Origin of the sequence: uncultured Paraglaciecola sp., from assembly GCF_963977085.1 — a bacterium.
Taxonomy (GTDB): domain Bacteria; phylum Pseudomonadota; class Gammaproteobacteria; order Enterobacterales; family Alteromonadaceae; genus Paraglaciecola.
The window spans coordinates 340,824-365,775 of record NZ_CAXBNC010000002.1 but is presented as its reverse complement, the minus strand read 5'-3'; the positions used below and the strand labels follow the sequence as shown (position 1 = coordinate 365,775).

At 40.6% G+C, this 24,952-nt stretch carries 22 protein-coding genes; 11 read left to right on the top strand and 11 right to left on the bottom strand.

Annotated features, from left to right (window positions below; all coding sequences use genetic code 11):
- Positions 1-74 precede the first annotated feature (74 nt).
- The 3 genes from ligA to AAC000_RS04100 all read left to right on the top strand — a co-directional run bounded on the left by ligA (position 75) and on the right by AAC000_RS04100 (position 3,418).
- The gene (gene ligA, locus AAC000_RS04110; protein WP_339720330.1) at positions 75-2,114 is read left to right on the top strand and encodes an NAD-dependent DNA ligase LigA; all 2,040 of its coding nucleotides are present in this window, start codon (positions 75-77) and stop codon (positions 2,112-2,114) included.
- Positions 2,115-2,447, top strand: a complete 333-nt coding sequence (locus tag AAC000_RS04105; protein ID WP_339720328.1) for a DUF3392 domain-containing protein — start codon at positions 2,115-2,117, stop codon at positions 2,445-2,447.
- A 248-nt stretch (positions 2,448-2,695) separates the two neighbouring features.
- On the top strand, positions 2,696-3,418 hold the full coding sequence (locus AAC000_RS04100) for a helix-turn-helix transcriptional regulator (RefSeq protein ID WP_339720326.1): 723 nt from the start codon (positions 2,696-2,698) through the stop codon (positions 3,416-3,418).
- Here the strand turns inward: AAC000_RS04100 and AAC000_RS04095 are convergent.
- Both AAC000_RS04095 and AAC000_RS04090 read right to left on the bottom strand, forming a co-directional pair.
- On the bottom strand, positions 3,411-4,160 hold the full coding sequence (locus AAC000_RS04095) for an RES family NAD+ phosphorylase (protein ID WP_339720324.1): 750 nt from the start codon (positions 4,158-4,160) through the stop codon (positions 3,411-3,413). The two genes, AAC000_RS04100 and AAC000_RS04095, sit on opposite strands and share 8 nt — an antisense overlap.
- The gene (locus AAC000_RS04090) at positions 4,157-4,522 is read right to left on the bottom strand and encodes an MbcA/ParS/Xre antitoxin family protein (protein WP_339720323.1); all 366 of its coding nucleotides are present in this window, start codon (positions 4,520-4,522) and stop codon (positions 4,157-4,159) included. The genes AAC000_RS04095 and AAC000_RS04090 overlap by 4 nt, the downstream gene beginning before the upstream one ends.
- Positions 4,523-4,842: 320 nt before the next feature.
- Here AAC000_RS04090 and AAC000_RS04085 point away from each other — a divergent pair, with 320 nt between their 5' ends.
- The 4 genes from AAC000_RS04085 (at position 4,843) to AAC000_RS04070 (ending at position 10,224) form a co-directional block, all read left to right on the top strand.
- A complete protein-coding gene (locus AAC000_RS04085) occupies positions 4,843-5,268 on the top strand; it encodes a GntR family transcriptional regulator (RefSeq protein ID WP_339720322.1) in 426 nt (141 codons plus the stop codon).
- Positions 5,265-6,167, top strand: a complete 903-nt coding sequence (locus AAC000_RS04080; RefSeq protein WP_339720321.1) for an ABC transporter ATP-binding protein — start codon at positions 5,265-5,267, stop codon at positions 6,165-6,167. The genes AAC000_RS04085 and AAC000_RS04080 overlap by 4 nt, the downstream gene beginning before the upstream one ends.
- 37 nt (positions 6,168-6,204) lie before the next feature.
- A complete protein-coding gene (locus AAC000_RS04075; RefSeq protein ID WP_339720320.1) occupies positions 6,205-8,070 on the top strand; it encodes a hypothetical protein in 1,866 nt (621 codons plus the stop codon).
- A 174-nt stretch (positions 8,071-8,244) separates the two neighbouring features.
- Positions 8,245-10,224: an alpha/beta fold hydrolase gene (locus AAC000_RS04070; RefSeq protein ID WP_339720319.1), complete on the top strand. Its 1,980-nt coding sequence runs from the start codon at positions 8,245-8,247 to the stop codon at positions 10,222-10,224.
- A 15-nt stretch (positions 10,225-10,239) separates the two neighbouring features.
- On the opposite strand, the gene glpT is transcribed toward AAC000_RS04070, so the two are convergent.
- Positions 10,240-11,589 carry a glycerol-3-phosphate transporter gene (glpT, locus tag AAC000_RS04065; protein WP_339720318.1) on the bottom strand — a complete coding sequence of 450 codons (1,350 nt, stop codon included), beginning with the start codon at positions 11,587-11,589 and terminating at the stop codon, positions 10,240-10,242.
- Between the two features lie 173 nt (positions 11,590-11,762).
- Between glpT and AAC000_RS04060 the strand changes: the two genes are divergently transcribed.
- Complete coding sequence (locus AAC000_RS04060) at positions 11,763-12,590, top strand: formyltransferase family protein (protein ID WP_339720317.1); 828 nt, start codon at positions 11,763-11,765, stop codon at positions 12,588-12,590.
- On the opposite strand, the gene AAC000_RS04055 is transcribed toward AAC000_RS04060, so the two are convergent.
- Genes AAC000_RS04055 through xdhA form a run of 7 tightly spaced genes read right to left on the bottom strand, consistent with a single transcriptional unit; the run spans position 12,583 to position 20,677 of the window.
- Positions 12,583-13,797: a urate hydroxylase PuuD gene (locus AAC000_RS04055; RefSeq protein ID WP_339720316.1), complete on the bottom strand. Its 1,215-nt coding sequence runs from the start codon at positions 13,795-13,797 to the stop codon at positions 12,583-12,585. The genes AAC000_RS04060 and AAC000_RS04055 overlap by 8 nt on opposite strands.
- Positions 13,797-15,116, bottom strand: coding sequence for a guanine deaminase (gene guaD / locus AAC000_RS04050; protein ID WP_339720314.1), 1,320 nt, complete (start codon positions 15,114-15,116; stop codon positions 13,797-13,799). Before guaD ends, AAC000_RS04055 begins: the two co-directional genes overlap by 1 nt.
- Positions 15,117-15,129: 13 nt before the next feature.
- The gene (gene uraH, locus AAC000_RS04045; protein WP_339720312.1) at positions 15,130-15,456 is read right to left on the bottom strand and encodes a hydroxyisourate hydrolase; all 327 of its coding nucleotides are present in this window, start codon (positions 15,454-15,456) and stop codon (positions 15,130-15,132) included.
- Positions 15,453-15,992, bottom strand: a complete 540-nt coding sequence (uraD, locus tag AAC000_RS04040) for a 2-oxo-4-hydroxy-4-carboxy-5-ureidoimidazoline decarboxylase (protein WP_339720311.1) — start codon at positions 15,990-15,992, stop codon at positions 15,453-15,455. Before uraD ends, uraH begins: the two co-directional genes overlap by 4 nt.
- Positions 15,989-16,867, bottom strand: a complete 879-nt coding sequence (xdhC, locus tag AAC000_RS04035; protein ID WP_339720309.1) for a xanthine dehydrogenase accessory protein XdhC — start codon at positions 16,865-16,867, stop codon at positions 15,989-15,991. The genes uraD and xdhC overlap by 4 nt, the downstream gene beginning before the upstream one ends.
- Positions 16,864-19,206 carry a xanthine dehydrogenase molybdopterin binding subunit gene (xdhB, locus tag AAC000_RS04030; RefSeq protein WP_339720307.1) on the bottom strand — a complete coding sequence of 781 codons (2,343 nt, stop codon included), beginning with the start codon at positions 19,204-19,206 and terminating at the stop codon, positions 16,864-16,866. The genes xdhC and xdhB overlap by 4 nt, the downstream gene beginning before the upstream one ends.
- Complete coding sequence (gene xdhA, locus AAC000_RS04025) at positions 19,199-20,677, bottom strand: xanthine dehydrogenase small subunit (protein WP_339720305.1); 1,479 nt, start codon at positions 20,675-20,677, stop codon at positions 19,199-19,201. Before xdhA ends, xdhB begins: the two co-directional genes overlap by 8 nt.
- 322 nt (positions 20,678-20,999) lie before the next feature.
- Here xdhA and AAC000_RS04020 point away from each other — a divergent pair, with 322 nt between their 5' ends.
- Both AAC000_RS04020 and puuE read left to right on the top strand, forming a co-directional pair.
- Positions 21,000-21,644 carry a TetR/AcrR family transcriptional regulator gene (locus tag AAC000_RS04020; protein ID WP_339720304.1) on the top strand — a complete coding sequence of 215 codons (645 nt, stop codon included), beginning with the start codon at positions 21,000-21,002 and terminating at the stop codon, positions 21,642-21,644.
- An 8-nt stretch (positions 21,645-21,652) separates the two neighbouring features.
- The gene (gene puuE / locus AAC000_RS04015; protein WP_339720302.1) at positions 21,653-22,555 is read left to right on the top strand and encodes an allantoinase PuuE; all 903 of its coding nucleotides are present in this window, start codon (positions 21,653-21,655) and stop codon (positions 22,553-22,555) included.
- A gap of 263 nt (positions 22,556-22,818) precedes the next feature.
- Here puuE and AAC000_RS04010 read toward each other — a convergent pair whose 3' ends face one another.
- Positions 22,819-23,172, bottom strand: coding sequence for a hypothetical protein (locus tag AAC000_RS04010; RefSeq protein ID WP_339720300.1), 354 nt, complete (start codon positions 23,170-23,172; stop codon positions 22,819-22,821).
- A 588-nt stretch (positions 23,173-23,760) separates the two neighbouring features.
- Here AAC000_RS04010 and AAC000_RS04005 point away from each other — a divergent pair.
- Entirely contained in the window at positions 23,761-24,951 is a 1,191-nt protein-coding gene (locus AAC000_RS04005) for an efflux RND transporter periplasmic adaptor subunit (protein ID WP_339720298.1), read from the top strand.
- Position 24,952: the final 1 nt, after the last annotated feature.

Genomic DNA, 24,952 nt, shown 5'->3' with positions numbered 1-24,952 from the left:
CCTCAACACTCTATTTTGCTCTAGAATAATTATTCAGGGCAAAAATCAACTCTCTTTTTTATTGGAATGCTTTTATGGCAGCCTCGCAAGATACTATTGAACAACTCGCTTTACTTAAAACCACACTCGCAGAATATAACTATCAATATTATGTGTTAGATAATCCTAGTGTGCCTGATGCCGAATACGACAGGCAGATGCAAGCATTGCAGGCGATAGAACAACAATACCCAGAATTATTGACGAATGATTCTCCTAGTCAAAAGGTAGGAGACATACCTTTACCTGAATTCAAACAAGTTGAACATGAAGTGCCGATGTTGTCCTTGGACAATGCCTTTGATAGAGAATCATTTTTGGCTTTTGAAAAGCGTATGCAAGATAGGATAAAAAATGTCAGCGAAATTAGTTATAGCTGTGAACCTAAACTGGATGGACTTGCAGTTAGTTTATTATATGAAAAGGGCAAGTTAGTACGCGGTGCAACTCGTGGTGACGGCAGAACCGGTGAAAATATCACTGCCAATGTACGTACTATCAAAAATATACCTTTGTTACTAAGAGGTAATGATTACCCAGAACGTTTGGAAGTACGTGGTGAAGTGATTATGACCAGAGATGGTTTTATCAAACTTAACCAAACCCAACTAGAACAAGATAAGAAAGTTTTTGCTAATCCAAGAAATGCTGCAGCAGGTAGCTTGCGTCAATTGGACTCACGTATTACCGCTAAGCGTCCATTATTATTTTTTGCTTATTCATTGGGTTTAGTGGAAAACGAACAGCATCCTTTAGGTGAGACACATTCAGGGCGATTAAAGCAGTTAAGTGAATGGGGATTACCACTGAGTAAGGAATTACAAGTGGCCCAAGGAGCTGAAGCGTGTTTGGATTATTATCAACACATTGCTGATATCCGCGATTCACTTAACTACGATATTGATGGAGTGGTTTTTAAAGCAGATAACATTAAATTGCAGCAAGAGCTCGGCTTTGTTGCCCGAGCTCCTCGTTGGGCTATCGCTCACAAATTCCCTGCTCAAGAAGAAATGACAGTAGTGCAGGATGTGGAATTTCAGGTTGGAAGAACAGGCGCGATAACACCCGTGGCCAGACTTGAGCCAGTATTTGTAGGTGGTGTAACTGTGTCTAATGCCACTTTGCATAATCAAGATGAAATACAACGCCTTGGTTTAAAAATAGGCGACACAGTGATCATCAGACGGGCAGGGGATGTGATCCCGCAAGTGGTCTCGGTGATCGTTGATAAACGTCCTGCAGATGCACGGGATATAGTGTTCCCAGAAACCTGTCCAATATGTGATTCTGCTATAGAAAAACTAGAAGATGAAGCGGTAGCCAGATGCACTGGTGGCCTGTATTGCGGCGCTCAACTTAAAGAGTCAATGAAACACTTTGCGTCGCGTAAAGCCTTTGATATTGATGGTTTAGGCGATAAAATTATCGAACAATTAGTCGACCAAAAATTAGTGAAGACACCAGCAGACTTTTTTAAACTTGAATTAGTACAAATCGCTAATTTAGAGCGTATGGGCGAAAAGTCCGCCGCCAATTTGATTCAATCCCTTGAAAACAGTAAACACACCACACTGGCGAAGTTTATATATTCCCTAGGTATTCGTGAAGTAGGTGAAGCCACAGCGGCTAATCTTGCGGCTCATTACTGTGAGTTAGATGCCATTAAACAAGCAGATTTGGTCAGTCTCCAAGAAGTCAGTGACGTGGGTGGGGTTGTGGCTCAGCACTTAGTCAATTTTTTTGCAGAAGAGCATAACGTTCAAGTGATAGAGGAGTTAATCGCGGCAGGTATCACTTGGCCAAAAATTGAGAAAGTAGAAATTGAGTCTTTACCTCTAGCAGGGCAAACCTTCGTATTAACTGGCACCTTAGAACAAATGGATAGGAATACCGCTAAAGCAACACTACAAGGGTTAGGTGCCAAAGTAGCGGGCAGTGTATCTGCAAAAACCAGTTGTGTGGTGGCAGGTGAAAAAGCAGGCTCTAAGCTGGCCAAAGCAGAAGCACTGGGTGTTAAAGTCATGAACGAACAACAAATGTTGGATCTGTTTATCGAACTAGGAGCGTTAAGTTAAATGGAGTGGATACAATCAGTTTTGAAGCAACTGACTCAATGGATGCAACCCTATTACAGTGAAATTGCCTTAACTATCTTGGCCACCATTCTAGTTGTGTATGGTGACGTGATAAATAAACATATCAAACGTATGATCAGTCCTTATCATTTTGTGATTCGCACCACTGTATTTGTGCTTATCTGTGCATTTGGTTATGGCATGTTACTCATTTTTGCTACGCCTTTTATAAAACAGTTTATATTATGGATACCCTATTTATACCGCGGAGTAGCCGTTGTTATGGTTTTCTTACTTCTAGGTTACTTGGCTGAGCATAGACGTTATATTTAGAGATAAAACTGAGTTTCGGGGGTTAGGGACAATTAAGTATGTTTGGCTTTTTATTTGTAACTGGCAGCCGTTAAGCAAAATTCACCCAACTAGCGTCTGTTAATTTGGCAATTGTGGTGGAGTTTATGTTCAAGATTTAAATATTCATCGATAGTAGCTAATATTCATCTTTTTAGTCCAGAAGGAATACCTAAGACTATGCCCATCTCATCAGTGTTTGATGAGCATTTAATATAAAGGAGTCGGTTATGACCTTGGGTAAAAAATTAAAAGTATTACGAGCAGAACACAATTTAAGTCAACCTGAATTGGCTGAAAAAATTGGTATCGAACAGTCCTATTTGTCTAAGTTAGAAAATGATAAATCTATTCCATCAAGTGATATTTTCAATAATATTCTTCACGCTTTCAGCGTAAGCTTAGAAGAATTTGTTAGTGGTTTTAGTCAAGGAGCTGAATTAGAGCGCATAAAACAAATTCCTGATGTTGAACGTTATTTTTCAAAGCAGCAAAAACATCAACAAAATAATCAACGCAGATTTTTAACTCTCTCCAGCTTATTAATAGTGCTTGCCACTACTTTATTTTATGTGGGATATAGCAAGCAGTTGTTTTCAGAATTACAGTTTCAATATCACTCTGAAGGAATTATTTTAGAAAACGAACCCGTAGACGTTTTCAAAATGTGGCGACATTTACTGCCGCCAGAACTAGAGCGTGATTATGAGTTTATTGCGATGAAAAGGTTGGAAATGGCAAAGAGAGTTGATGAAAAGGTAATTAATGTATTTGAATACGCTGGTCCTTTCATTCGAGTTGATTCTAAAGAAGGCTATCGTCAATATCGATTCACGGGCACAAAGGAGGTAAAGCGCGCCATTAACGCATGGCTTCAAGTGTTAGGAGTTTTCTTGTTTAGTGCGGGGATTATGGGCTTTGTGCTTGAAATAAGGCTGTTTAAACTTAACTAAGTAAGGGCAAAGTCCCCTCAACCAAAAACTGCTCCCTAGTAAACATGACTGGAAAAGTCCTTGGTTGCGAAAATCTTAAAATGCCAGTTTGTGGGTCAAGCTGGCAGATGTATTCTACTTTGTCTTCGGGTTTTTCAGATTGAATAACTGTATGGTTATCAATGGCGACATTGATACCTTGCTCTTGGCTTCGCGCTGAAAAGTAGCGCAGCAGATCAGCACCACCTTTGCGAGCATGAAGTCCAACTTGTTGAGTCAACGAATAAGATTGTGGATCGGTTAACCGATGCTGCGTATCTGCATCTGAAATTTGTGTCAGATCTATTGCATGATGACTCTGTACCTTTACAAAAAATAAAGAATGCTGTGACTGAATCACCTTAGGGAAGGGCGTTTCAGTACCATCAATCAAATAAAATCGATAAAAGGCCGCTTCAGATAAACATGTATGAATTGATTCACTGGCATAAAAGTAACTAGGCTCGGTAATTGCGCCAAAACGCGAACCATATTTTAAAGGTGGATACCGAAATGGTGTGGATATCAGGTAGTGTAAATTCTGGGTGTCGGCAGCATAACTAGGTTTAAACTCATCTAAAATTTGCTCTAATATTGCCTGCTCTTCAAGATCATCCACTAATGAAGTGGTGGCAGCATATTCTTGGGTTTCAACCATTCTGCAAACAGCATTAGCATAAGAACTTAACCCCCCAGCAGCATCAATAATATCGCTTATATTCAAGCCTTACCTCTTATTGCATCTAAGTAAGCGTTGATGTTAACAAGGCCAGTAATCGTAAAACATAATTCTCTAGGGATCCCACGAATATGTTTATTTTTATGATCGAACCAATGTCTCATTGAAGCCAGATCGCCCCCAAACATGGCGAACAAAGAGCGATAAAGCCTAATAAACAAAATTTGCAATTCGTTTTGTTTAGAGTCTTTTTCAAATCCTGACTTTCGCAACAAAGTTGAACGCCCCACACCAATTAATTTTGCCGCTTGGGTATCAGAAATACCCAGCACTTTATATGCATTGGTATAAGCCTTCATTACGATGCTTTGATTATCTTTGGGTTTATTCAGTTGTATTTCGTGCATGGTTCACCTGCTTGTAGTTACTTTCTAACTCTGCAACGTATATTAGCATGAATTGTTTTATTGAGACAATATATAGGTAAATGTTTCAAATGAATCAAACCTGTTTTTGCCTGTAAAAATTCAAGTTAGCTATTTACTGATTGAAAAAATAAATTTTCAAACATTAAGAAAATATAAAGTAGCTATATTTCAATAAGATAAAGTAATAATTTGCTTTCTATCCTTAATCAAAAAAATAAATCACTTGACTGATTTTTAAAGTGTATCTACTGTAATATTACAGGTAGTACAGTGGTGGTTTTTTAGTATGATAGGTAACTATGTCTGATATTAAAGCGGTCAATATTCATATTGCACCGGGTGATACGAGACCCATTTTCAAACAAATAGTAGACGGTATCCGCATGGAAATCGCTTGTGGAAATTTACCTGTTGGTAGCAAGTTACCCAGTGTAAGGGGATTGGCAATGCAGCTAACCATTAACGCAAATACGGTGGCTAAAGCTTATAACGAGTTGACCTCGCAAGGTTTACTAGAGGCCAGGCAGGGCTTGGGGCTCTTCGTTAGTCAACCGCGTCAACAATTGAATTTGGCTGAGCAACATAAACGTTTAGATAACGCGGTGCAAAGCCTAGTAAATGACGTGGCATATTTAGATTTTGAACCACAACAAATATTAGAAAGGGTATCTAGTGCCTTAGGTAAATTAGCAACAAATAGCAAAAATGAAACGGAAAAATCATGAGTAATAATTGTATTGAGACTTATCAATTAACCAAACAATACGGCAATAAAACCGCAGTTAATCAGTTAAACCTAACAATAAAGAAAGGTGGGATACACGCTATTGTGGGAAGTAATGGCGCAGGAAAATCAACGCTGTTTAGATTACTACTGGGTGTTGCAACACCTACATCTGGCTATGCAAAAGTGCTGGGGCAGGATAGTCAGAAGTTGAGTGCAGATATACGAGGCAAAGTCGGTTACGTAAATGAAGAACATACACTTCCAAACTGGATGGCCGTTGAAAAAGTCGTAGCGATGCAAAAACACTTTTATGCAAAATGGAATGAGAGTATTTACCAAAAGGTAATTGGCTTTTTTGATGTTGATCCTAAGCAGTGCGTATCGGGTCTTTCGCGCGGAGAGCGTGCAGGGTTTAATCTTTCCATGGCACTGGCTCAAAGTCCCGAAATCCTGATTTTAGATGAACCAACTTTGGGCTTAGATGTTGTCGCGAAACAGTCATTTCTTGAAGCTTTGATGTTTACTGAAACTGAAAACGAGTCAACCATAATTTATTGTTCGCATCAGATGGAAGAAGTAGAAAGAGTGGCGGACAACCTGATTATCCTAGAGAAGGGGCGCCTCACAAACAACAGCATTCCTGATGATTTTGTTGAAAGAATAAGTAGTTGGATTGTAGATTTCAATGAAATAAATATTGAACCTAGTCAGATTCAAGGACTACTCAGTATGAAGAAAATAGATGGTCAATGTCATCTAATGGTGGCCGACCAAACCCCTGATACGTTTAGGAATCATCTAACTGCATTAGGCGCTGAGAGCATCCATTCTATTGGTGTAAATTTAAATAGCGCCGTAAACGCATTCTTGTCTAAAAATCACAATGTGCCTAGCTAATTGCTAAGGGTATACGTAAGAAAAATTGGAAAATATTATGTTTGAACTTGGTAAAAGTGAATTTTTTCGTTATCAAAAATGGGCCGTATTAGTATGCGTTATCCTTTTGGGAGTATTTGGGTTTATCACAAAACTTAAACCTTTTTTGGACCCTTCCGCTGAACAAACGGCATTGATTTATTTACTGTTTATTGGTGGAAGTTTTGCTTTTGGCATTATTCAAATGGCTTTGCATAAAAGGGTTAATCATTGGACTTATCTCATTCATAGACCAATTGAAACCAGTCAAATTTATATTGCTTTGTGCACTGCAGGTATTGCTATTATCTTTGTAGGGTTTGGTTTGCCCTATTTAATTATGGTGACTAGTTTAGACGCTTTTGGCAGTAGTGTTGTTGATACTCGACATTATCTTTACGTGTTATTTTTGCTTTTAACCTGCACTATGAGTTATTTAATAGGCAGCTTAGTAGTGCTTAACGCTAGTTGGGGGATTGCATTACTAATGATTATGCTGGTATTGGTTCTGCTACCGAATCCAGATAATCATTTCAAGCAATTTTTTCCCATTATCTTTATTGTAGCGTCCCTATTATATCTCAATATTAAGAGTTTTAAGCCAGACTTGAGCCTCCATCTTAAGCAACCTTTCAGTCTTGTCCTTTTAGCGGTGCCTATGTGTTTCGCGTTAGCGTTTTGCATAATTCTGTCTTCAACAGTTTTCTACCATATTCCTAGGTTTATCGCGGGTAATCATCCTGATAACAACCCGGTTGATGGCTCTTATACATACCTATGGGAATACGATGCTAAAGAATTTCCTGCCTATATTTTGGAAAAAACCGATACTGTTTTGGCCAAACAAATGATTCGTCAAGCAAAGTTAGCAGACGAAGAGTGGATTGATGCCGATACATGGACATTTCCAAGAAAAGGGCAACTCTATGTAAATGATAAGCAATATTCACTCAACCATAGTGGCACCAATTCAATTTGGCAGTTTTCCCATGATGAAATGTTACTGATTGGGTTGCATAAAACTACTGGCGAACCTATCGGTATTCTCGGTAAAAATGGCTTTATTGAGAAAGATACAAAGGTTATGGAAAGTGATCGTTTTATAGAAGTGCCATTCTTACTTGGCGAAAAATACTTTATGACTAAAACGACTATTTTCCAGGTTAATTTTGACGAAAATCTTTTAGAGGTTAAATATCAGTTGCAAGGCCAAGAGGAATTCATTGGTATCCCTCAATTAAAAGAACATTTTGTGGCGGTCTCCACAAATAAGAATATATTGCTGTTTGATCCAAGAAGTTACAACGATGAATACGTCGAGCTAATACCTGATTACGTTGTGCCTCATCCTGTTGCTACAAAGTTTCTTTATGGCGTAAAATCATATCGTTTAGCTGATGGGTACTTGTTAACCTATTTTAATCGACATCACTTTGGCTATGATCAACCTGGCGCCGAAGCTTATTATATTAATCTAGATGGGGATGTAGCCTTGGTAGGAGGGCGGGAATTTACTGTTCATTCGCATCCAGCCTGGATAAGACATCTACACTATATTACATCTCCAATTATTTACGCTTCAAACAATATGCTGTTTCATTTTCTTGAGAAAGAAGAAACTGGCTATGGCCATTTATCTCTATCTGAAATACGTTCATTTAATTATCCAAGCTATGTTAATTATATTGCCATTTTCTTGCATGTTATTAGCGTTCTTGGCGCCATTTTATTATGTCGAAAACATAAACTCTCGCCAGCACAAGTTGCCACTTGGGTGTCTTTATGTGCATTTTTAAGCCTACCCGCACTAATTAGTATGTTGTTGTTAAACCCTTGGAAAACTGAGGTTTCCTTAGATTCAATAAAATCTGCGGCCACTTCATAACTACAGACCAAGTCTTTAATTGTGCGCACTGTTGGGTGCACATTGAACATTTATTTAAACAGGATAATCTGGATGCACAATATGCCAATTGCCTACGCTCCGCGTATTCTAATGTGCTTGAAAAACATGTGTCTATTGTTTCTTATTGGGTGCTCATATTCATTTGCAGGATCCTTGGATAACGCAATAGAGATAAGTGAAAAGAGTTTTCCTGCACCGCTCATTGAGCGTAGCAAGTTTATGGCTCGTAAATCGATTCGCGAGATGGGCCTGTCGCCAGATGGAGCTCATATATATTATGTACTTTCTAAAGTCGGTCGTTCTGAATTATGGCTACTAGACATCGACAATCAACAACATCGAAAACTTTTTAGCAGCAAAGATATAGAAGACACTCTATGGTCTAATGACAGCCAATTTCTATTTATTCAAACCAAGAACGGGCTTTCAGGCATATCTATTTTGCCCGGTAAACGACCTGAATTGATTATCAATCTTGATAGTAACGAGGACGAGTATTTTTATGGCGTGGATCATAGCCAAGCACAAGCCGTGATTGTCTCGTTAAAGCAACAGAGATCTACCGTCCATGATTTAGTGCGAATTAAGAGTGATGGTTCTAAACAAGTCCTGTATACGGATCCTTCTCGAGTCATAGACTATGTTATTGCAAAGTCTGGACAGCTTAAGGTTATTAAACAGCTTGAAGGTGATAGCACCAATCTATTTGATATCAGTAGCAATCAAGTCAAATTAATAAGGAATTGTAAATTTGACGATATTTGTTCACTACAAAGTTTTGATGAAAAAAACGGATTATTATACTTAATAGCACGATTTGAAGAAAATTTAGGATCACTGTATTCCCTTAATACCACGAGCAATGAATTAGAGTTAGTACATCAAGATCCAAAAGCAAGGTTTGACTTGTCTAGGGGTTTTTACGATATAAACGGTCTCCCCAAACTGACCCGATATAACGACCATTTTATTAGTCACTATTCATTAGACCAGGAGATCCAAGGGCATTTGGATAAGATGAACGAACTAATTAATAACTTCAAGAAACATCAGGCTTTTCTTTACATGGCCCCAGATAAGTACTTTAAACGTTGGCTGGTTTTCGATTATGGTCCAATGAATCAAGGCCGAGATGTCTACTTGTACGATAGTGAAACTCAATTAGTTAGTGAACCATTCGAAACGTTAGTTAGCAGTAATGAGTTTTCAGAACAGTTTATTCAACAACAATATATCGCCCAAAAAGTGCAGGTGGAATACCAAGTGAGCGACGGCATGAAGCAATTTGGATATGTAACCTTGCCATTAGGTAAAAAAGTCAAAGAAGTGCCGCTAGTTGTTGTGCCTCATGGTGGACCATGGAGTAGGGTGAAGGGCCATTACAGCAGCATTATTCAGTTTCTGGCGAACAGAGGTTATGCGGTGTTTGAACCCAATTTTAGGTCGTCTACAGGTATGGGAAGACACTACGTGTTGTCGGCAAATAAGGATTTTGGCGATGGCATAGTGCAGCACGATATCATCGATGGAATGCGTTATGTGTTATCCCAAGGAATAGGAGATCCTAACAAACTCGCAATGTTTGGCCATTCTTTCGGCGGTTTTTCTACTCTAGCTGCATTAGCATTCACGCCAAACTTGTTTAAAGTAGGGATTGCTGGCGCACCACCTTCCAACCTTGCAAATTCCATAAAGCAACTCTCAGAAAACAAACAAAATGAAGAAGACAAAATTTGGCAAATAAGATTGATGAAATTGGGAGTCGATCTCACTGACCCGCAAGAGTTACAAAGGTTATCGGCTCAGTCCCCCGATTCAAACTGGCAAAAGGTTAATAAGCCACTGTATCTGTTGGCTGGCGGTAAAGATGACAGAGTAGCGATAACTGGAGTGCGAGATTACGCGATCAGATTAGAGCATGCAGAAAAGCCCATAAGTTTGCTTGTTGATGGAGATGAAGGCCACAGCTTCAATAAAGACATAGCCCGTGAAGCCTATGCTTATGTATTAGAAAAGGCCTTGGCTAAACATTTAGGAGGTGTTTACCAACAAGAAGTGAGTGAAAACCTCAAGCGCTATTTAAAACGAAAAATGCTTATCGATAAAAACGGAGTACTAGACTCCGTTCATTAATAGGTAAGCAATGAATTATACAGGCGCTTGCTGACTTTCGTGTGCCACTTCATGTTTTAGTGTCAAAGCTATCAGTAAGATGGCACAAATACAGCCGCCCACTAATAGTACAAAACCACCATCCCAACCAAAGTGATCCACTGTGTAACCTAGTGCAATATTGGCTACTACTGCACCCCCTAAATAACCGAATAAACCGGTTAAACCTGCTGCTGTGCCCGCTGCTTTTTTGGGGACTAGTTCAAGAGCAAATAACCCAATTAACATCACTGGGCCGTATATCATAAAGCCAATTACCATCAGGGCTGCTATATCTACTGTGGGATTACCTGCAGGGTTAAACCAATAAATCAAAACCGCTACCAACACTAATACCATGAACAAAATAGCGGCGGGTGCTCGGCGGCCTTTAAACCATACGTCACTTATATAACCACACAGCAAAGTACCGGGAATACCAGCCCACTCATACAAAAAATACGCCCAAGAACTTTTATTAAAGGAAAAGTCTTTCACTTCATATAAGTAGGTTGGCGCCCAATCTAAAACGCCATAACGAATGAGGTACACAAAAGCATTGGCCACAGCGATAAACCAAAGTAATTTGTTATTCAGTACATACTTTAAGAATATTTCCTTAGTGGTAAATTCTTGTTCGTGTGATGCATCATAATCTTTAGGATAGTCGTTGCGATGGGCTTCGATGGGGGGTAATCCACATGATTGCGGGGTGTCCCGCAGGGTAAAAAAGATAAAGACTGCAACTAGAGAGGCGGCAAAGGCTGGTACATAAAAAATGCTATGCCATTCGTTAAACCAAGCCATACCCAAAATTGCCAGAGGCCCAATTAAGCCTCCGCCTATATTATGGGCGATGTTCCAAACCGACACGGTTTTACCCCGTTCGTTACCTGAAAACCAATGCACCATAGTACGGCCACAAGCAGGCCAGCCCATGCCTTGGGCCCAGCCATTAAGAAACAACAAGATAAAAATGGCGCCGATACTTTGAGTGGCCCAAGAGGTAAACCCAAATATAAACATCACACCAGCAGAAATAAGCAGGCCTGTCATCAAGAAAAAGCGGGGGTTGCTGCGGTCAGATACACTGCCCATTAAAAACTTACTTAAGCCATAGGCGATAGATACCGCCGATAACGCAATACCTAGCTCACCTTTACTGAAACCTTGTTCTTCAATGAGAAAGGGCATGGCGAGTGAGAAATTTTTACGCACCAAATAATAACCAGCATAACCGACAAATATACCGATAAATACCTGCCAGCGGAGCCGTTTATAGTCTTTGTCGACTTGATCATTAGGTTTTACTGCTAGATGTGGAGCGGGCTTGAAAATTCCAAACATAAAAAACTAACCTTATTGGGTTTTAACAATTAAAACAGATAATTACTGGCAGATGTATTAAATATTTAAAATCTAAGGGATTTTATAACTTGAACTAGTGCCTCATTGATATTTGACTGTTAATCTTAGTTACTAATCTATTGGCATAAAGTCTGGGGGCAGTCGTTTATTGTATGAAAATTGCGTATTTTGGCTATGATCCTCTGTCTTGCTGTTTGGATGTGTTTCTGCAACAAGAATATGAATATACAGTTATCTATACAGGAGAAAGTAGCCCCTTTTCTGACAAAGTGATTGAATTCGCCACTCAAAATAACCTTAACTTGTGTTTTGAAAAACCAACCTTAGCTAAGATGCAATTATTAGTAGAGCAAGGTGTAGAGTTGTTTTTTAGTGCTGAATATCCATGGAAGATCCCTGTTCCTACTGGGCTGAAATATGCCATCAACATGCACCCAACACTATTACCAGAAGGGCGAGGCATGACACCTTTACCTCATTTGATCCTTAAACACTCTCATTATGCTGGGATCACTTTTCATAAGCTTGAGAATGATTTTGATTCTGGTGACGTTTTGCTACAACAAGCTATCGCCCTTGAAAATAATGAAACCTTTGATAGCTTAAGCGCTAAAATATTTCAGCAGACCCCTGAGTTATTACGAGCGTTACTGTCCAATCTTGATGATGTTTACCAAAATAGCCAAGAACAGGGGGAGGGAAGTTATTGGCCTAGCATTTCAAAGGAGCAACAGAGCCTTGATTGGCAACAACCAACGGCTCAGCTTTTAACAAGGTTACGTGCGTTTGGCAGTTTAGGTACTTATGCCGATATTGCTGGACAAGCCTACATAATAACATCAGCTCATGGGAAACAATACCAGCACCAATACAGCGCTGGGCAAGTCTTACTGGATAATCCACAACAGATTATTGTTGCCACAGTTGACGGTGAACTGTGTATTCCCAAAAAGGCGTTACTGTTTAGCGCTATTAGTTAGCCGATAAACCCTCAAACCAGCTTCCGATGGTTTGTCTTTCTTGAGCCGTCATAGCCGTCTTATTCATCATCGGCATATCCTTAGTCACCACAGCGCGTCTATGGATAACGGCAGCCCGTTGTTCTATTTGCTGCCAAGTATCAAACATTAAACCTAAAGGTGCGATTACAAATATTTCATCTGTCGGCTTGGCAGAGTGACAATTTGCGCAATGGGTTTGCATCACATCAAATACTGCTTGTTGCTGAGCATTGAGTTGAACTGTCTTAGCCGGCGTTACCGCAACTTTAGCTGAATCTTCTTCAGGCGCAACAGGTGTGGATACCCAGCCTGCAATCACTATCATGCCAATAGCGCCTGTGATTAAAATCGATGGACGAGAAATACCGATATGTTTCAAATTGAAATAATGACGTATCCAGGCCGAGACTAAACCAATTGCCATTAACACTAACCATGCATTTTGATGTTGGTAAGTCATAGGGTAATGGTTGCTGATCATAATAAATAACAAGGGTAGGGTAAGATAATTGTTGTGCACCGAGCGTAATTTGGCACCTAATCCCCAGCTAGGATCAATCTCGGTTTTATTGGTTACTGCATCAACCATGAGTCTTTGGGCTGGCATGATTTTGAAGAATACATTACCCGCCATAATAGTTCCTATTAAGGCGCCAACGTGAATAAATGCGCCACGGCCACTAAACCAATGGGTAGCTAAATAACTGGCAGCGGCGATAAGTACTAAAAACAAGATACCAAACACCCGTGGATAGTTGGCTAGCGGACTGCGACAAGCCGCCTCATAAATAAATAATCCACCAAAGATTAGCCCTAAACCTCGACTTATCGCTTGGCCAGGCGTTAATTCCATAACCGAGCTATCAATCAAATAAATCGCTGCACCGTGGTAATAGACTAAACCGAGTAATAAAAAGCCGCTGATCCAAGTGGTGTAGGCTTCCCATTTGAACCAGTGTAATTTTTCAGGTATGACTTCAGGACCATATTCATATTTAGCCACTTCGTAAAAGCCGCCTCCATGCACAGCCCATAAATCGCCTTTAATGCCTTTTTGTTTTTTCCAGTCGGGCGGGGTACGTAAATTATTGTCCAGCCAAATAAAATAAAATGAAGCGCCAATCCATGCCACGCCTGCGATTACGTGAAACCAACGCAGAAATAACGAAATCCAATCAAGCAACATTAACGTACTCCTTCTAGTGTGTGTGTATCCGCTTGGTAAACGGCTGTACCTGCTACAAAAGTAGCAGTGATGGCTCTATCATCGGCTAACATGCTTAACGCAAACAGCATATCTTGCGGAGTGCGGTGGTGTTCAAACCGCAGCGCACTCAATTCGTCAAACTCAGGGTTGAGAATAACAAAGTCTGCATCTGTGCCGGGGTTTAGGTTGCCAATAGAGTCCTCTAGACCTAAACCAACTGCTGCACCTTGGGTCATTAAATACAAGCCATGCATGGGATCCATTTGGTTGCCTTTTAACTGACAGATTTTATAGGCTTCTCCCATGGTTTTTAGCATGCTAAAACTCGTGCCGCCACCTACATCTGTCGCCAGCATCACAGGTACATTTTGTTGTTCAGCTTTGGCCAAATCAAACAATCCGCTGCCTAAGAATAGATTCGAAGTGGGGCAGAAGGCGATACTTGCTTGGGTTTCTTGCAAGCGTTGCCATTCAGTTTGTTGTAAATGGATCCCATGACCAAATACCGCGCCCTTTCTAAGCAAGCCATAATGATCGTAAACGTCAAGGTAGTTCTTTCGCTCAGGAAATAATGATTTTACCCAGGCTATTTCATTATGATTTTCAGACAAATGAGTTTGAATGAATACATCAGAGAACTGCTGTGCAAGCTCCCCTAACAAGTGCAATTGCTCGGCACTACTAGTGGGGGCAAATCGCGGCGTTATGGCGTATTTAAGTCGACCATTGTTATGCCATTTTTGAATAAGATCGGCGCTGTCTTGTTGTGCGCTTTGTGGTGTGTCTTGGAGCCAATCAGGGCAGTGTCTGTCCATACACACTTTACCAGCAATTAATAACATATTGTGGCTAGCAGCTTCTTGGAAAAGTGCATCGGCTGCTTGTTTGTGTACCGACGAATAGACCATGCCAGTAGTGGTGCCATGACGATGCAATTGCCTAACAAATATCTTGGCAATGTGACTGGCGTATTCTGGATCAGCAAACTTGCGTTCCACCGGAAAAGTATAATCAGTTAGCCAATCAAGTAACTGTTCACCAAAACTAGCGAGCATTTCTGTTTGCGGGAAATGCAAATGGCTATCAATAAAGCCGGGTAACAATAGTTTTCCTGAATAATCATGGATTATAGCGTCAGCATATTGATTTATATGGCTTTTATACTCTCCAATAAAAACTATCTTTTTGTTACGCGTAACTAAAAGTCCATCTTCAATGTATTGATATTGCTGTTTTGGGCAGTCACTTTTTTCAGGAAAGTGTAATATAGAGGCTCGATAAGCTTGTGTTGTGTTCAATCTCAATTTCTCACTAACTGCCGCGGTAACTGCTAAAACCAAAGGGGGAAATCAATAGGGGCACATGGTAATGGCCACCATTTTCAGACAGTTCAAAGTGCACATCTACAAAAGGATAAAATGCTTCTTTGTGATGGCACAGTAAATACTCTTTAGTATAAAAACGTAAGCAATATTGACCTGCAACAAAGTCAAATTCTGCCCAGTTATTACAACGTCCATCATCATCTGTTTGCGCTTCAATCACTTGCCCATCATGGGTGGTTAACGCAAGTTTCATATTTGCTGCGGGTTTGCCAAGCGTGGTGTCCAGTACATGACTGGAAAGACTGATGCTCATGTTGTTTGTATTCCTTTTTCTAGGCCTTTTTCGAGCCTTAGTAGGGTGATTTTGATTTGTTCTGCCGCGGCCAATTGAATTTCCTGTTGAGTACTATTGTTTATCCGCTGCATAAGGGCATTTAACATAGTGTCAGCGCTTAGGCCTGTGGCACAAATAATAAAAATGAAACCATGTTTAGCGAGATATTGATGATTGGCTTCAGCTAGAGCCTGTAATGTTTCTTCACTGGCCTGTGTGGCACCATTTTGCTCATTACTGGCGATGTTTTTAGTGGCAGCATACTTAGCCCGTAAACTGTTTACATCACCAATCATGGGATGCGCTTCAAAAGCGATAAGAAAGTCTGCTTCGCTGCATTCTAACCAAAGGGTTTGGGCCACTTGTTTTAGTTGTTCTATATCGGTAAAAGGTCGTGCATTTGCCATACCTTGAAACCATTTAGGTGCGGCGCAGCAATGGCTAAACCATTGTTGTGCTTCAGAAGGACTCAGGTTATTGATAGTGTCTAACGACACCACTGCTTGCGGATTCATGATTGTGACTCTGGTTGACTGACAAGGGATTGAATGAGTTGTTTGTTATCGCGCCATGCCTGTTTTTTCTGATCTTGGGTTTCAACACTATTGTCAAGCATTTGAATCAGCTGTGCGGCCATAGAGACAGCCACTTCAATAGGGCGTTTACCAGGAATGTTCAATAAACCAACAGGGCTAATTAAACGTTGGATATCCTGCTTTTTAAACCCTTTATGGGCCAACCTTGTTTTAAAGCGTCTGGCTTTAGTATCAGAACCGATCATGCCTACAAAAGCCATCTCTTCGCGGCCTAGGGCGGCTTCCACTATTTCAAAGTCGAGTTGATGGTTGTGGGTCATGATCATTGCCCAAGCATTGTCTGGCAGTGTACTAATGGTTTCGTCAGGTTGTTCGCTAAAAATTAAGTTTACGTTACTTGGTTGGCCTTGTTGCGCGATCTTATCCAGCATATCTTGGCGGTTGTCTATCCAGCTTATTTGCAAGGGCAATTGCGCTAAAATAGGCACCAAAGCTTGGGATACATGGCCAGCACCGTAAAGAGCAATATGTTGGGTGTGTTCTTTAAATACTTCGAATAAAACGTTAGTAGCGCCACCGCAACACTGACCCAATTTGCTTGAAAGAGGATAATGCTCGAGCTTTTGGGTTGTGGTGTTTTGGAGTAACAAGTTGCGGGCTTGTTTGGTGACTTCAAACTCAAGATGGCCACCGCCAATAGTGTCAAAGGTAGTATCGTCACACACCAACATTTTGGTCCCACCATTTCTTGGAGTAGAACCGGCGGTAGCAAGCAGTGTTACTAACACATAACTTTTACCTTGTTGCTGGCATTGGTGCAGTGCGTCAAACCAAGTTTTTGTTGGTAAACTCATTTTTGCCTCTCAACCCAAGTTTGTGCTTGTGCCACTGCGTTAAAGACTTTTTCTGGTGTAGCAGGGGGATGTAACACAGGATCAATTTGATAATCAGTGATACTGGAAATCGCATCCTTTAAAGCACACCATACAGAATTGGCTAACATAAAGGGCGGTTCACCTACTGCTTTTGAATGATAAATACTGTCCTCGTCGTTGGCTCTAGGATACAAGTCCACGTTGAAAATTTCCGGTGTATCACCTATGGCAGGTATTTTATAGGTAGCCGGATTATTACTGATAAGTTTTCCACTATCATCCCACAATAATTCTTCACTGGTTAACCAACCCATACCCTGTATAAAGCCACCTTCAATTTGGCCAATATCTATCGCCGGGTTCAAACTTTTGCCCACATCATGCAAAATATCCACGCGATTGACTTTGTATTCGCCGGTTAAAGTATCAATAGACACTTCCGAACAACTGGCTCCGTAAGCAAAGTAGAAAAAGGGCCTGCCTTTACCTGTAGTGCGGTCGTAGTGAATTTTTGGGGTTTTATAAAAGCCAGAGGCAGAAAGTGACACACGGCTCATATAGGCTTGCTGAATTAATTCTGCAAAGGCAATACTATGTTCGCCTAAGGTGACAGTTTGTTCAGTAAAAACAACCTCTTTCGTGTCACCTTTAACTTGTTCTGCATAAAAGTCGGCAAGTCGCTGCTTAATGGTCAAACAGGCATTTTGTGCTGCTTTACCGTTTAAATCAGTACCACTTGAGGCCGCGGTTGGAGAAGTGTTGGGTACTTTATCAGTGCGAGTTGCAGTGACTTCAACATGTGACAAGGGCACACCAAATTCATTCGCCACTATCTGGCCAATCTTGGTATGCAGCCCCTGACCCATTTCTGTGCCACCATGATTGATTTGCATGCTGCCATCGGTATAAATATGCAGCAACGCACCTGCCTGATTAAGATGTTTTGCGGTAAAAGAAATCCCAAATTTTACCGGGGTCAAAGACAAACCTTTCTTAATGATAGGGCTAGTTTTGTTGAACGCAGTTATTTGTTTACGGCGCAGTTGGTAATCACATGATGCTTCTAATTTATCAATCAGATCGGCTAATAAATTGTGTTCTACTTGCATGCCATATTGAGTGGTGTTTCTGCTGTCTTTACCGTACAAATTGAGCTTGCGGATGGCCAAAGGATCTTTACCTAGTTTACGGGCAATCGCATCCATCATGGCTTCAGCGACTATCATGCCTTGGGGGCCTCCAAAACCTCGGTACGCAGTGTGTGACACTTGATTGGTTCTACACCTATGGCCCTCTACATAACAATCGGCTAGAAAATAGCCATTGTCTGCATGAAACATAGCCCGATCGACTATGGCGTCAGATAAATCTGGAGAGTGCCCACAGTTACCGTTGATTTCCACATGAGTAGCTTGGATCAAGCCATGGTTGTCAGTGGAGACTTTAAAACGGTTTTCAAAAGGATGGCGTTTTCCCGTAGCCATCATGTCTAACATGCGAGGTAGTCTAACTTTAACCGCGACTTTATTACGATTAGCGAAAAGTGCAGCTAAACATGCCCATTGTGCCGCTTGGGTTTCTTTTCCCCCAAAACCGCCGCCCATACGGCGCATATCGACTACCACTTTATGTAGTTTAATATCTAAGACTTCAGCTATGAGTTTTTGCACTTCACTAGGATGTTGGCTAGAGGTGTAAACCAACATCCGGTCCTCTTCTTCGGGAATGGCCATAGACACTTGGCCTTCAAGATACATATGCTCCTGACCACCAATAAGCATTTCGCCTTCTATCTGAACGGGACTTAGTTGATAACTCTGATTAAAATCACCGCGACGCATAAAGTGCGGCGGGCGTACAAAGTTTTCTTCGGTTTTAGCCTGTTCAACGGTTAAACAAGGGGTTGTTTCAGTAATTACTATTTTGGCTTTTAGTGTGGCTTGGCGCGCTAAATTGACGCTGCTTGCTAACACTGCAAATATCGGTTGGCTATGGTACAAAATCTCTGAGTTAGCTAACAAAGGATCCCCTGGAAATACCGGACCAATATCTTTGTGACCAGGTATATCGTCGACAGTGATCACATCAATTACACCAGGGCTGGCTAATACTTCAGACAAGTCTACAGAGGTGATTTTTCCACTGGTGACTGGACTAACTCCTACTGCAACATGATGCAGATTTGCAGCCTCTGGCATATCGTCTACGTAACGTGCTTGACCACTGACCTGACGCTCAGCACTTTCATGTTTATGTGATTTTCCCGCTGCGCCTTGAAGCGCTGCATCAAAACCTGGTTGTTCAATAAGTTTACGCATGACCCACCTCCTCATTAGCTGAGGGAATATGTACCACTCGGGTTTCAATTTTTTGGGCATTCTGGTTTGTTTCTAACCAAAAGCGTTTCCACAAATTACTCAACATTGAGATTCGATAAGTTTTACTGGCGCGCACATCATCTAAGGGTGAAAAGGCTTGCTTAAGTATGGTGTTTCCCAACTCAAAGGTTTCTTTGCTTGACCAAGTTTGACCCACAAGTTGACTGTTTAAGGCGGACACTGTTGCCGGGATAGCCGCTACTCCACCAAACCCGCAGTGCACGCTATGTACTTTGCCATCAATAATTTGAGCGTTAAATACTGCACACACCGCTGAAATGTCATCTTCATAACGTTTGGATACTTTATAAGCGCGTAGCAAATTTGTGGAACCGGTATAGGGAATAAAAATAGCTTCTATCCATTCTGAAGGTTTTAATGCCGTCTTGCGGTAGTCCAAAAAGAATTCGCTTGCGGCTATTGTTCTTTTTTGATGGCCGTCATCTACATGAATAATAGCATTAAGTGCTAATAAGGCAGGCGGCATATCTCCGATAGGTGAGGCATTAGCCACGTTGCCACCCAGACTCGCTTGGTTGCGAATAGGCGTGGCAGCAAAGCGCCATAACAATTCAGATAGTTGTGGAAAATGTTTCAATAAGCTGGTTTCAATTTTACCCAAGGGTAGGGCGGCACCAATTAATAAACCTAGCGGTTGTTCAACAAGTTGGTTTAATTCAGGTACTTCACCTAAAGCAATTAGTTTATCAAAGGTTTTTAATTGTTGAGTGACTTGTAATGCTAAATCTGTACTGCCAGCATATACATTGGCAGTAGGGTATGTGGATTTGGCCGCTGCTAATTCTTCTCTTGTGGTAGGTACCAGTAAATTAGTCGTGCTGATACCTTGTTTATTGATGTCATCTAGACGAGTAATTGTTTGGGCTTGTGTTTGTTGAAACTTGTCGGGTTCTTTATTTTGGCAGGCACTCAAAGTGGCATCAATTATGGGGCGATAACCAGTGCAACGACATAGATTGCCGGATAGTGCTTGGATCACTGCTTCTCGGTCTGGTTGTTGTGCTTTTTGGTACAAAGCAAACATAGACATAATAAAACCAGGGGTACAAAACCCACACTGGGAACCGTGATGTTCGACCAAACTTTGCTGCACTGGATGCAGCACTTTGCCTTCGGGCAAATGTTCAACAGTAATCAATTGTTTGCCATGTAATGCAGATAAAAAAGTCACACAACTATTAATGGCTCTATATTCAAGGCTACGGGTTGTTTGGTCATCATCTTTGACCACTTCAGCTAACACTACTGTACAAGCTCCACAATCACCTGATGCACAGCCTTCTTTTGTGCCAGTTAGTTTTTGTTGTTCCCGTAAATATTCAAGTAAAGTCAAGTCAGCTCTGGCTTGATCTATGTTTGTCATTTTATTATTAAGCAAAAAGCTGATCATGTTGCGCTCCATTAACGGGATTCAGTATGCATATTATCCGACTAGTGATGTTAAATACAACAAAAACTAGACTATTTGGTCAGGTTTTTTAGTATCTACGAAAAAAGAAGTCTTGTAGAATAATTTTTCACTTAAACTAGAAACTATCTTTATTTTATGTTTCATCTTTTTCTTAGGTGAAAGCAATTAAAATGCCGATCGTTATAACAATTGCAATTTTGTTTTGCTGTCATGATTCTAGTAATCCCTTAGATTGGGTGATATTTTTGTGTGGAGCGACTGAGTTTGTATCTATATTACGTAAAGGGAAATGAATTAATAAATGTCTGCAAGTATGAATTACAAAGAACTAAGCATTGGTGAGCTTAACCGCAACAAAATATTGAACGCTGCTGAAAAGGAGTTTGCGTTACACGGTTTTAAAGGCGCGCGAGTTCAACAAATAGCCGATAGAGCTGAATTACCTAAAACCAATGTGCTTTATTATTTTAAATCTAAGGAATCATTATATTTAGCGTTATTGGAAGATATTTTGCGGTTATGGAATAGCCGGTTTGACGAAGCTACAGTGGGGGACGACCCTGCTGAAGTGTTGGCACATTATATTGCCGATAAAATGGAAATTTCTCGTTGTCGTCCCGACGCTTCGAAAATGTTTGCACTAGAAATAATCAATGGTGCACCTAATTTAAACGAATTTTTTAAAGACCAACATGCATCTTGGATGGCAGGTCGAGTTGATGTTATTAAACAATGGATTGATCAAGGCAAGTTAGCTCCAACTGATCCACATTATTTGCTATTTAATATTTGGGCAACTTCACAACATTATGCTGATTTTTCGGTTCAAATAAATGAACTAAGAGGCAAACCTATGACTCAAAGTGACTTTGCCGAAGCCACAAATAATTTGATTAAGCTAATATTAACTGGTTGCGGACTAACTGTTCCAACTGAATTTGAATAAGGTGCTCAATGAGACATGCATACCCTAGAGATTTAAGCGGTTACGGTCAGTTTCCCCCTCATCCTAAATGGCCTAATCAGGCTAAAATTGCGGTGCAATTTGTACTCAATTACGAAGAAGGTGGTGAAAACTGTGTATTACATGGTGATGATCAATCAGAAACTTTTCTTTCAGAGATCATTGGCGCCCAAGCTTTCTCAGACAGACATTTAAGCATGGAGTCAATGTATGAATACGGCAGTCGTGCTGGATTTTGGCGACTCTATAATTTGTTTGTTCGTTATAATTTACCGATTACCGTATTCGGTGTCACTATGGCACTGCAACGTAACCCAGAAGCGGTTGCAGCGATGAAAGAAGCAAACTGGGAAATAGCCAGTCACGCTATGCGCTGGATCAGTTTTCAAGATATGCCTGAAGCCCAAGAAAAGAAAATGATCAATGCTGCAGTGCAATTACATCAAGCGATCACTGGCAGTAAACCTAGAGGTTGGTACACAGGTCGAACTAGCCCTAACACACTGAAGTTGATAGCCGATCGTAGTGATATTTTATACTGTGCTGACTCTTATGCCGATGACTTACCCTATTATGATACGCAGAATTCCCAACCCCTATTAATGGTACCTTACACCTTAGATACCAACGATATGCGCTTTGCTACTCCACAAGGTTTTAATAGTGGTGAACAGTTTTATCAGTATCTAAAAGACGCCTTTGATGTGTTATACGCAGAAGGTGAAATCGCGCCTAAAATGTTATCCATTGGATTACATTGCCGAATTATTGGACGTCCTGCACGCATGGCCGCACTACAAAGGTTTATTGAATATGTGCAAAGTCATGACCGGGTTTGGTGTTGCACCAGGGAGCAGATTGCTTTGCATTGGAAGGAACATTTTCCGCTTTAAAAATAGTTAGCATCAGTGCCAAGCTAGCCCATAAAATTTCCTAAAACCGACTTGATTGATTGTGATTAAGTCGGTTTTTTGTTGTTCGCGAGTTTAGTGTTATTCGAACTGAATTTGCCTCTGTAGAGATTAAAAGCAAAATCTTGCTTGTACCTTGAAAAGACAGACATGACCATGAGTACAGATAAAGGTTTAAAAATATAGGACATAAAAAAGTAGTCGACTTACTTATTTAATTAAACCGTTGTTATAGGGATATCACTTTATTCTTCTAGTACAGGATATCCTTGTAAAAAGTGCTTAGCCTTGAGAGTTTGCACTATGTTGTACTTACTTGAAGCCGTTACAGTGCAAAGTGTTTTACTACAAGATAATAAGATATCGACAGAGTCGTATGCTTTGTTGTTATTTAATGTCTCAACTTTAGCTGCAATACTTTGTAAGGTGTCAGTGTCAGTAATATTAAAGTTTATTTTCTGAGAATAAACTGACTGACTAAAAAAGTTAAAATTATACATGTGCAAAGTGCCTAAATTGAAAGCTAATGCAACGATATAAAAGACTATGGTACCCAAAATTATTTGGCGTTCATCAAATCCCTCTAACAATCTTGACATGGTATTTTCCTAAAGGTTTTACAACATCTACTATTACGAGCCCTGTACATTTTTTACTCTATCAAATTTAATCGGAAAATCAATTGCTTACTAAGTGTAATTGAGTTGCCTTAGCAATAAGCTGTTGTGTAGCCTTAGGAACTCACCGCAAATTACCGTTACGTCGCAGTAGGAACTTCTCCTTCCATGTTCGATGATAACTAAGGCATATTAAATCCCATGGGTAACTCCCTTCAGCACTGCTGTAAGCCCTGATCCCATTTATGACTGGCATTTGTATTATGCTGATGGTGTAACTGCATTATTTTTTATCGTTCACCACAAAACATTTATTTACGCCACCTTTCAAAGCTGAAAAGCCACATCACTTTACCGTCAAGATTTACTTCTGCTGCCATTTTCTAAGTGTTGTTGCTGATGCTTTTAAGATTATTTGGTTGCTTATTTATTTTGTTAACCCGGCCTTAACCTTGGCCTTGTTATCCTTTAGTCAATAGTGGCCTTATAACCCTTTATATTGAGTTGTTTCAGGAATATTGGGTGGTATTGGCCTGGTTTATTTAGGTTATTAACGAGGAACGCTTTATCATGAAATCTTCAATCTGCATTGCAGGGCTGCTATTCACTGCTGCTGTGCTAAGTGGGTGTCAACAAGACAGCACGCCGGCCATCAGTGCACCTGTACCTGCTGTTTCGTATATTACGGTCACCACAGCTGAGCACAATATTGACACAAAAATGCAAGGTCGCGTCGTCGCTTCCCGTAGTGCTGAAGTGCGTCCTCAGGTTGGAGGCATCGTATTGCAGCGTTTGTTTGAGGAGGGTAGTACAGTAGAGCAAGGCCAATTGCTTTATCAAATTGATCCTGCCACCTATCAGGCTGCTTACAACGAAGCTAAAGCTAGCTTAAACAGTGCTAAAGCATCCCTTGAAACGGCAAAATTGAAAAATGAACGTTACGCAAACTTACTCAAGTTTGAAGGGGTATCACAACAGGATGCCGACGATGCAAATGCTACCTATCTGAAAGCTAAAGCGGATATCGAAAAATATCAAGCGGCCTTAGCGACAGCGTCTATTAATCTAGAATTTACTAAAGTGACTGCACCTATTTCAGGAAATATTGGTATTTCTAATGTGACAGTAGGCGCGTTAGTTTCTGCTGGGCAATCCACTGCTTTGGCCACTATACGTACATTAGATCCTATCTATGTGGATATGACAAAAAGCAGCAAAGCGTTACTTAAACTACGCAAAATGATAAATAAGAGCGGGATCTCCCAAGGGTCTGCTGAAGTATCTCTTACATTAGAAGATGGCTCTGAGTATGGGCCCGTAGGTAAACTTAAAATGCAAGAAGTGTCAGTTGATGCGTCTACTGGCTCTGTTACATTACGCGCCGAATTTCCTAATCCTGAGGGAGTTTTATTGCCCGGTATGTTTGCACGTACTCAGGTAAATGAAGCCGTAGACAAAAATGCCATATTAGTACCCCAACAAGGTGTTTATCATGAGGCAACAGGTGAAGCTTATGCTTATGTAGTAGATGATAACAACTTAATCGAAAAACGTATTTTAGAAACCATCAATGCCGTTGATAATAAATGGCTGATTGCCAGTGGTTTGTCAGTCAATGATAAATTATTGGTAGAAGGCTCCAATAAAGTACGTCCAGGCAGTGAGGTTAAGCCTTTAGAAGTGCTAATGGACACTAACGGCTCTATGGTTACTCTAAACGAACAAACAAAAGACTCCTCCGCAATGCAAGGAGGCGTGTAAT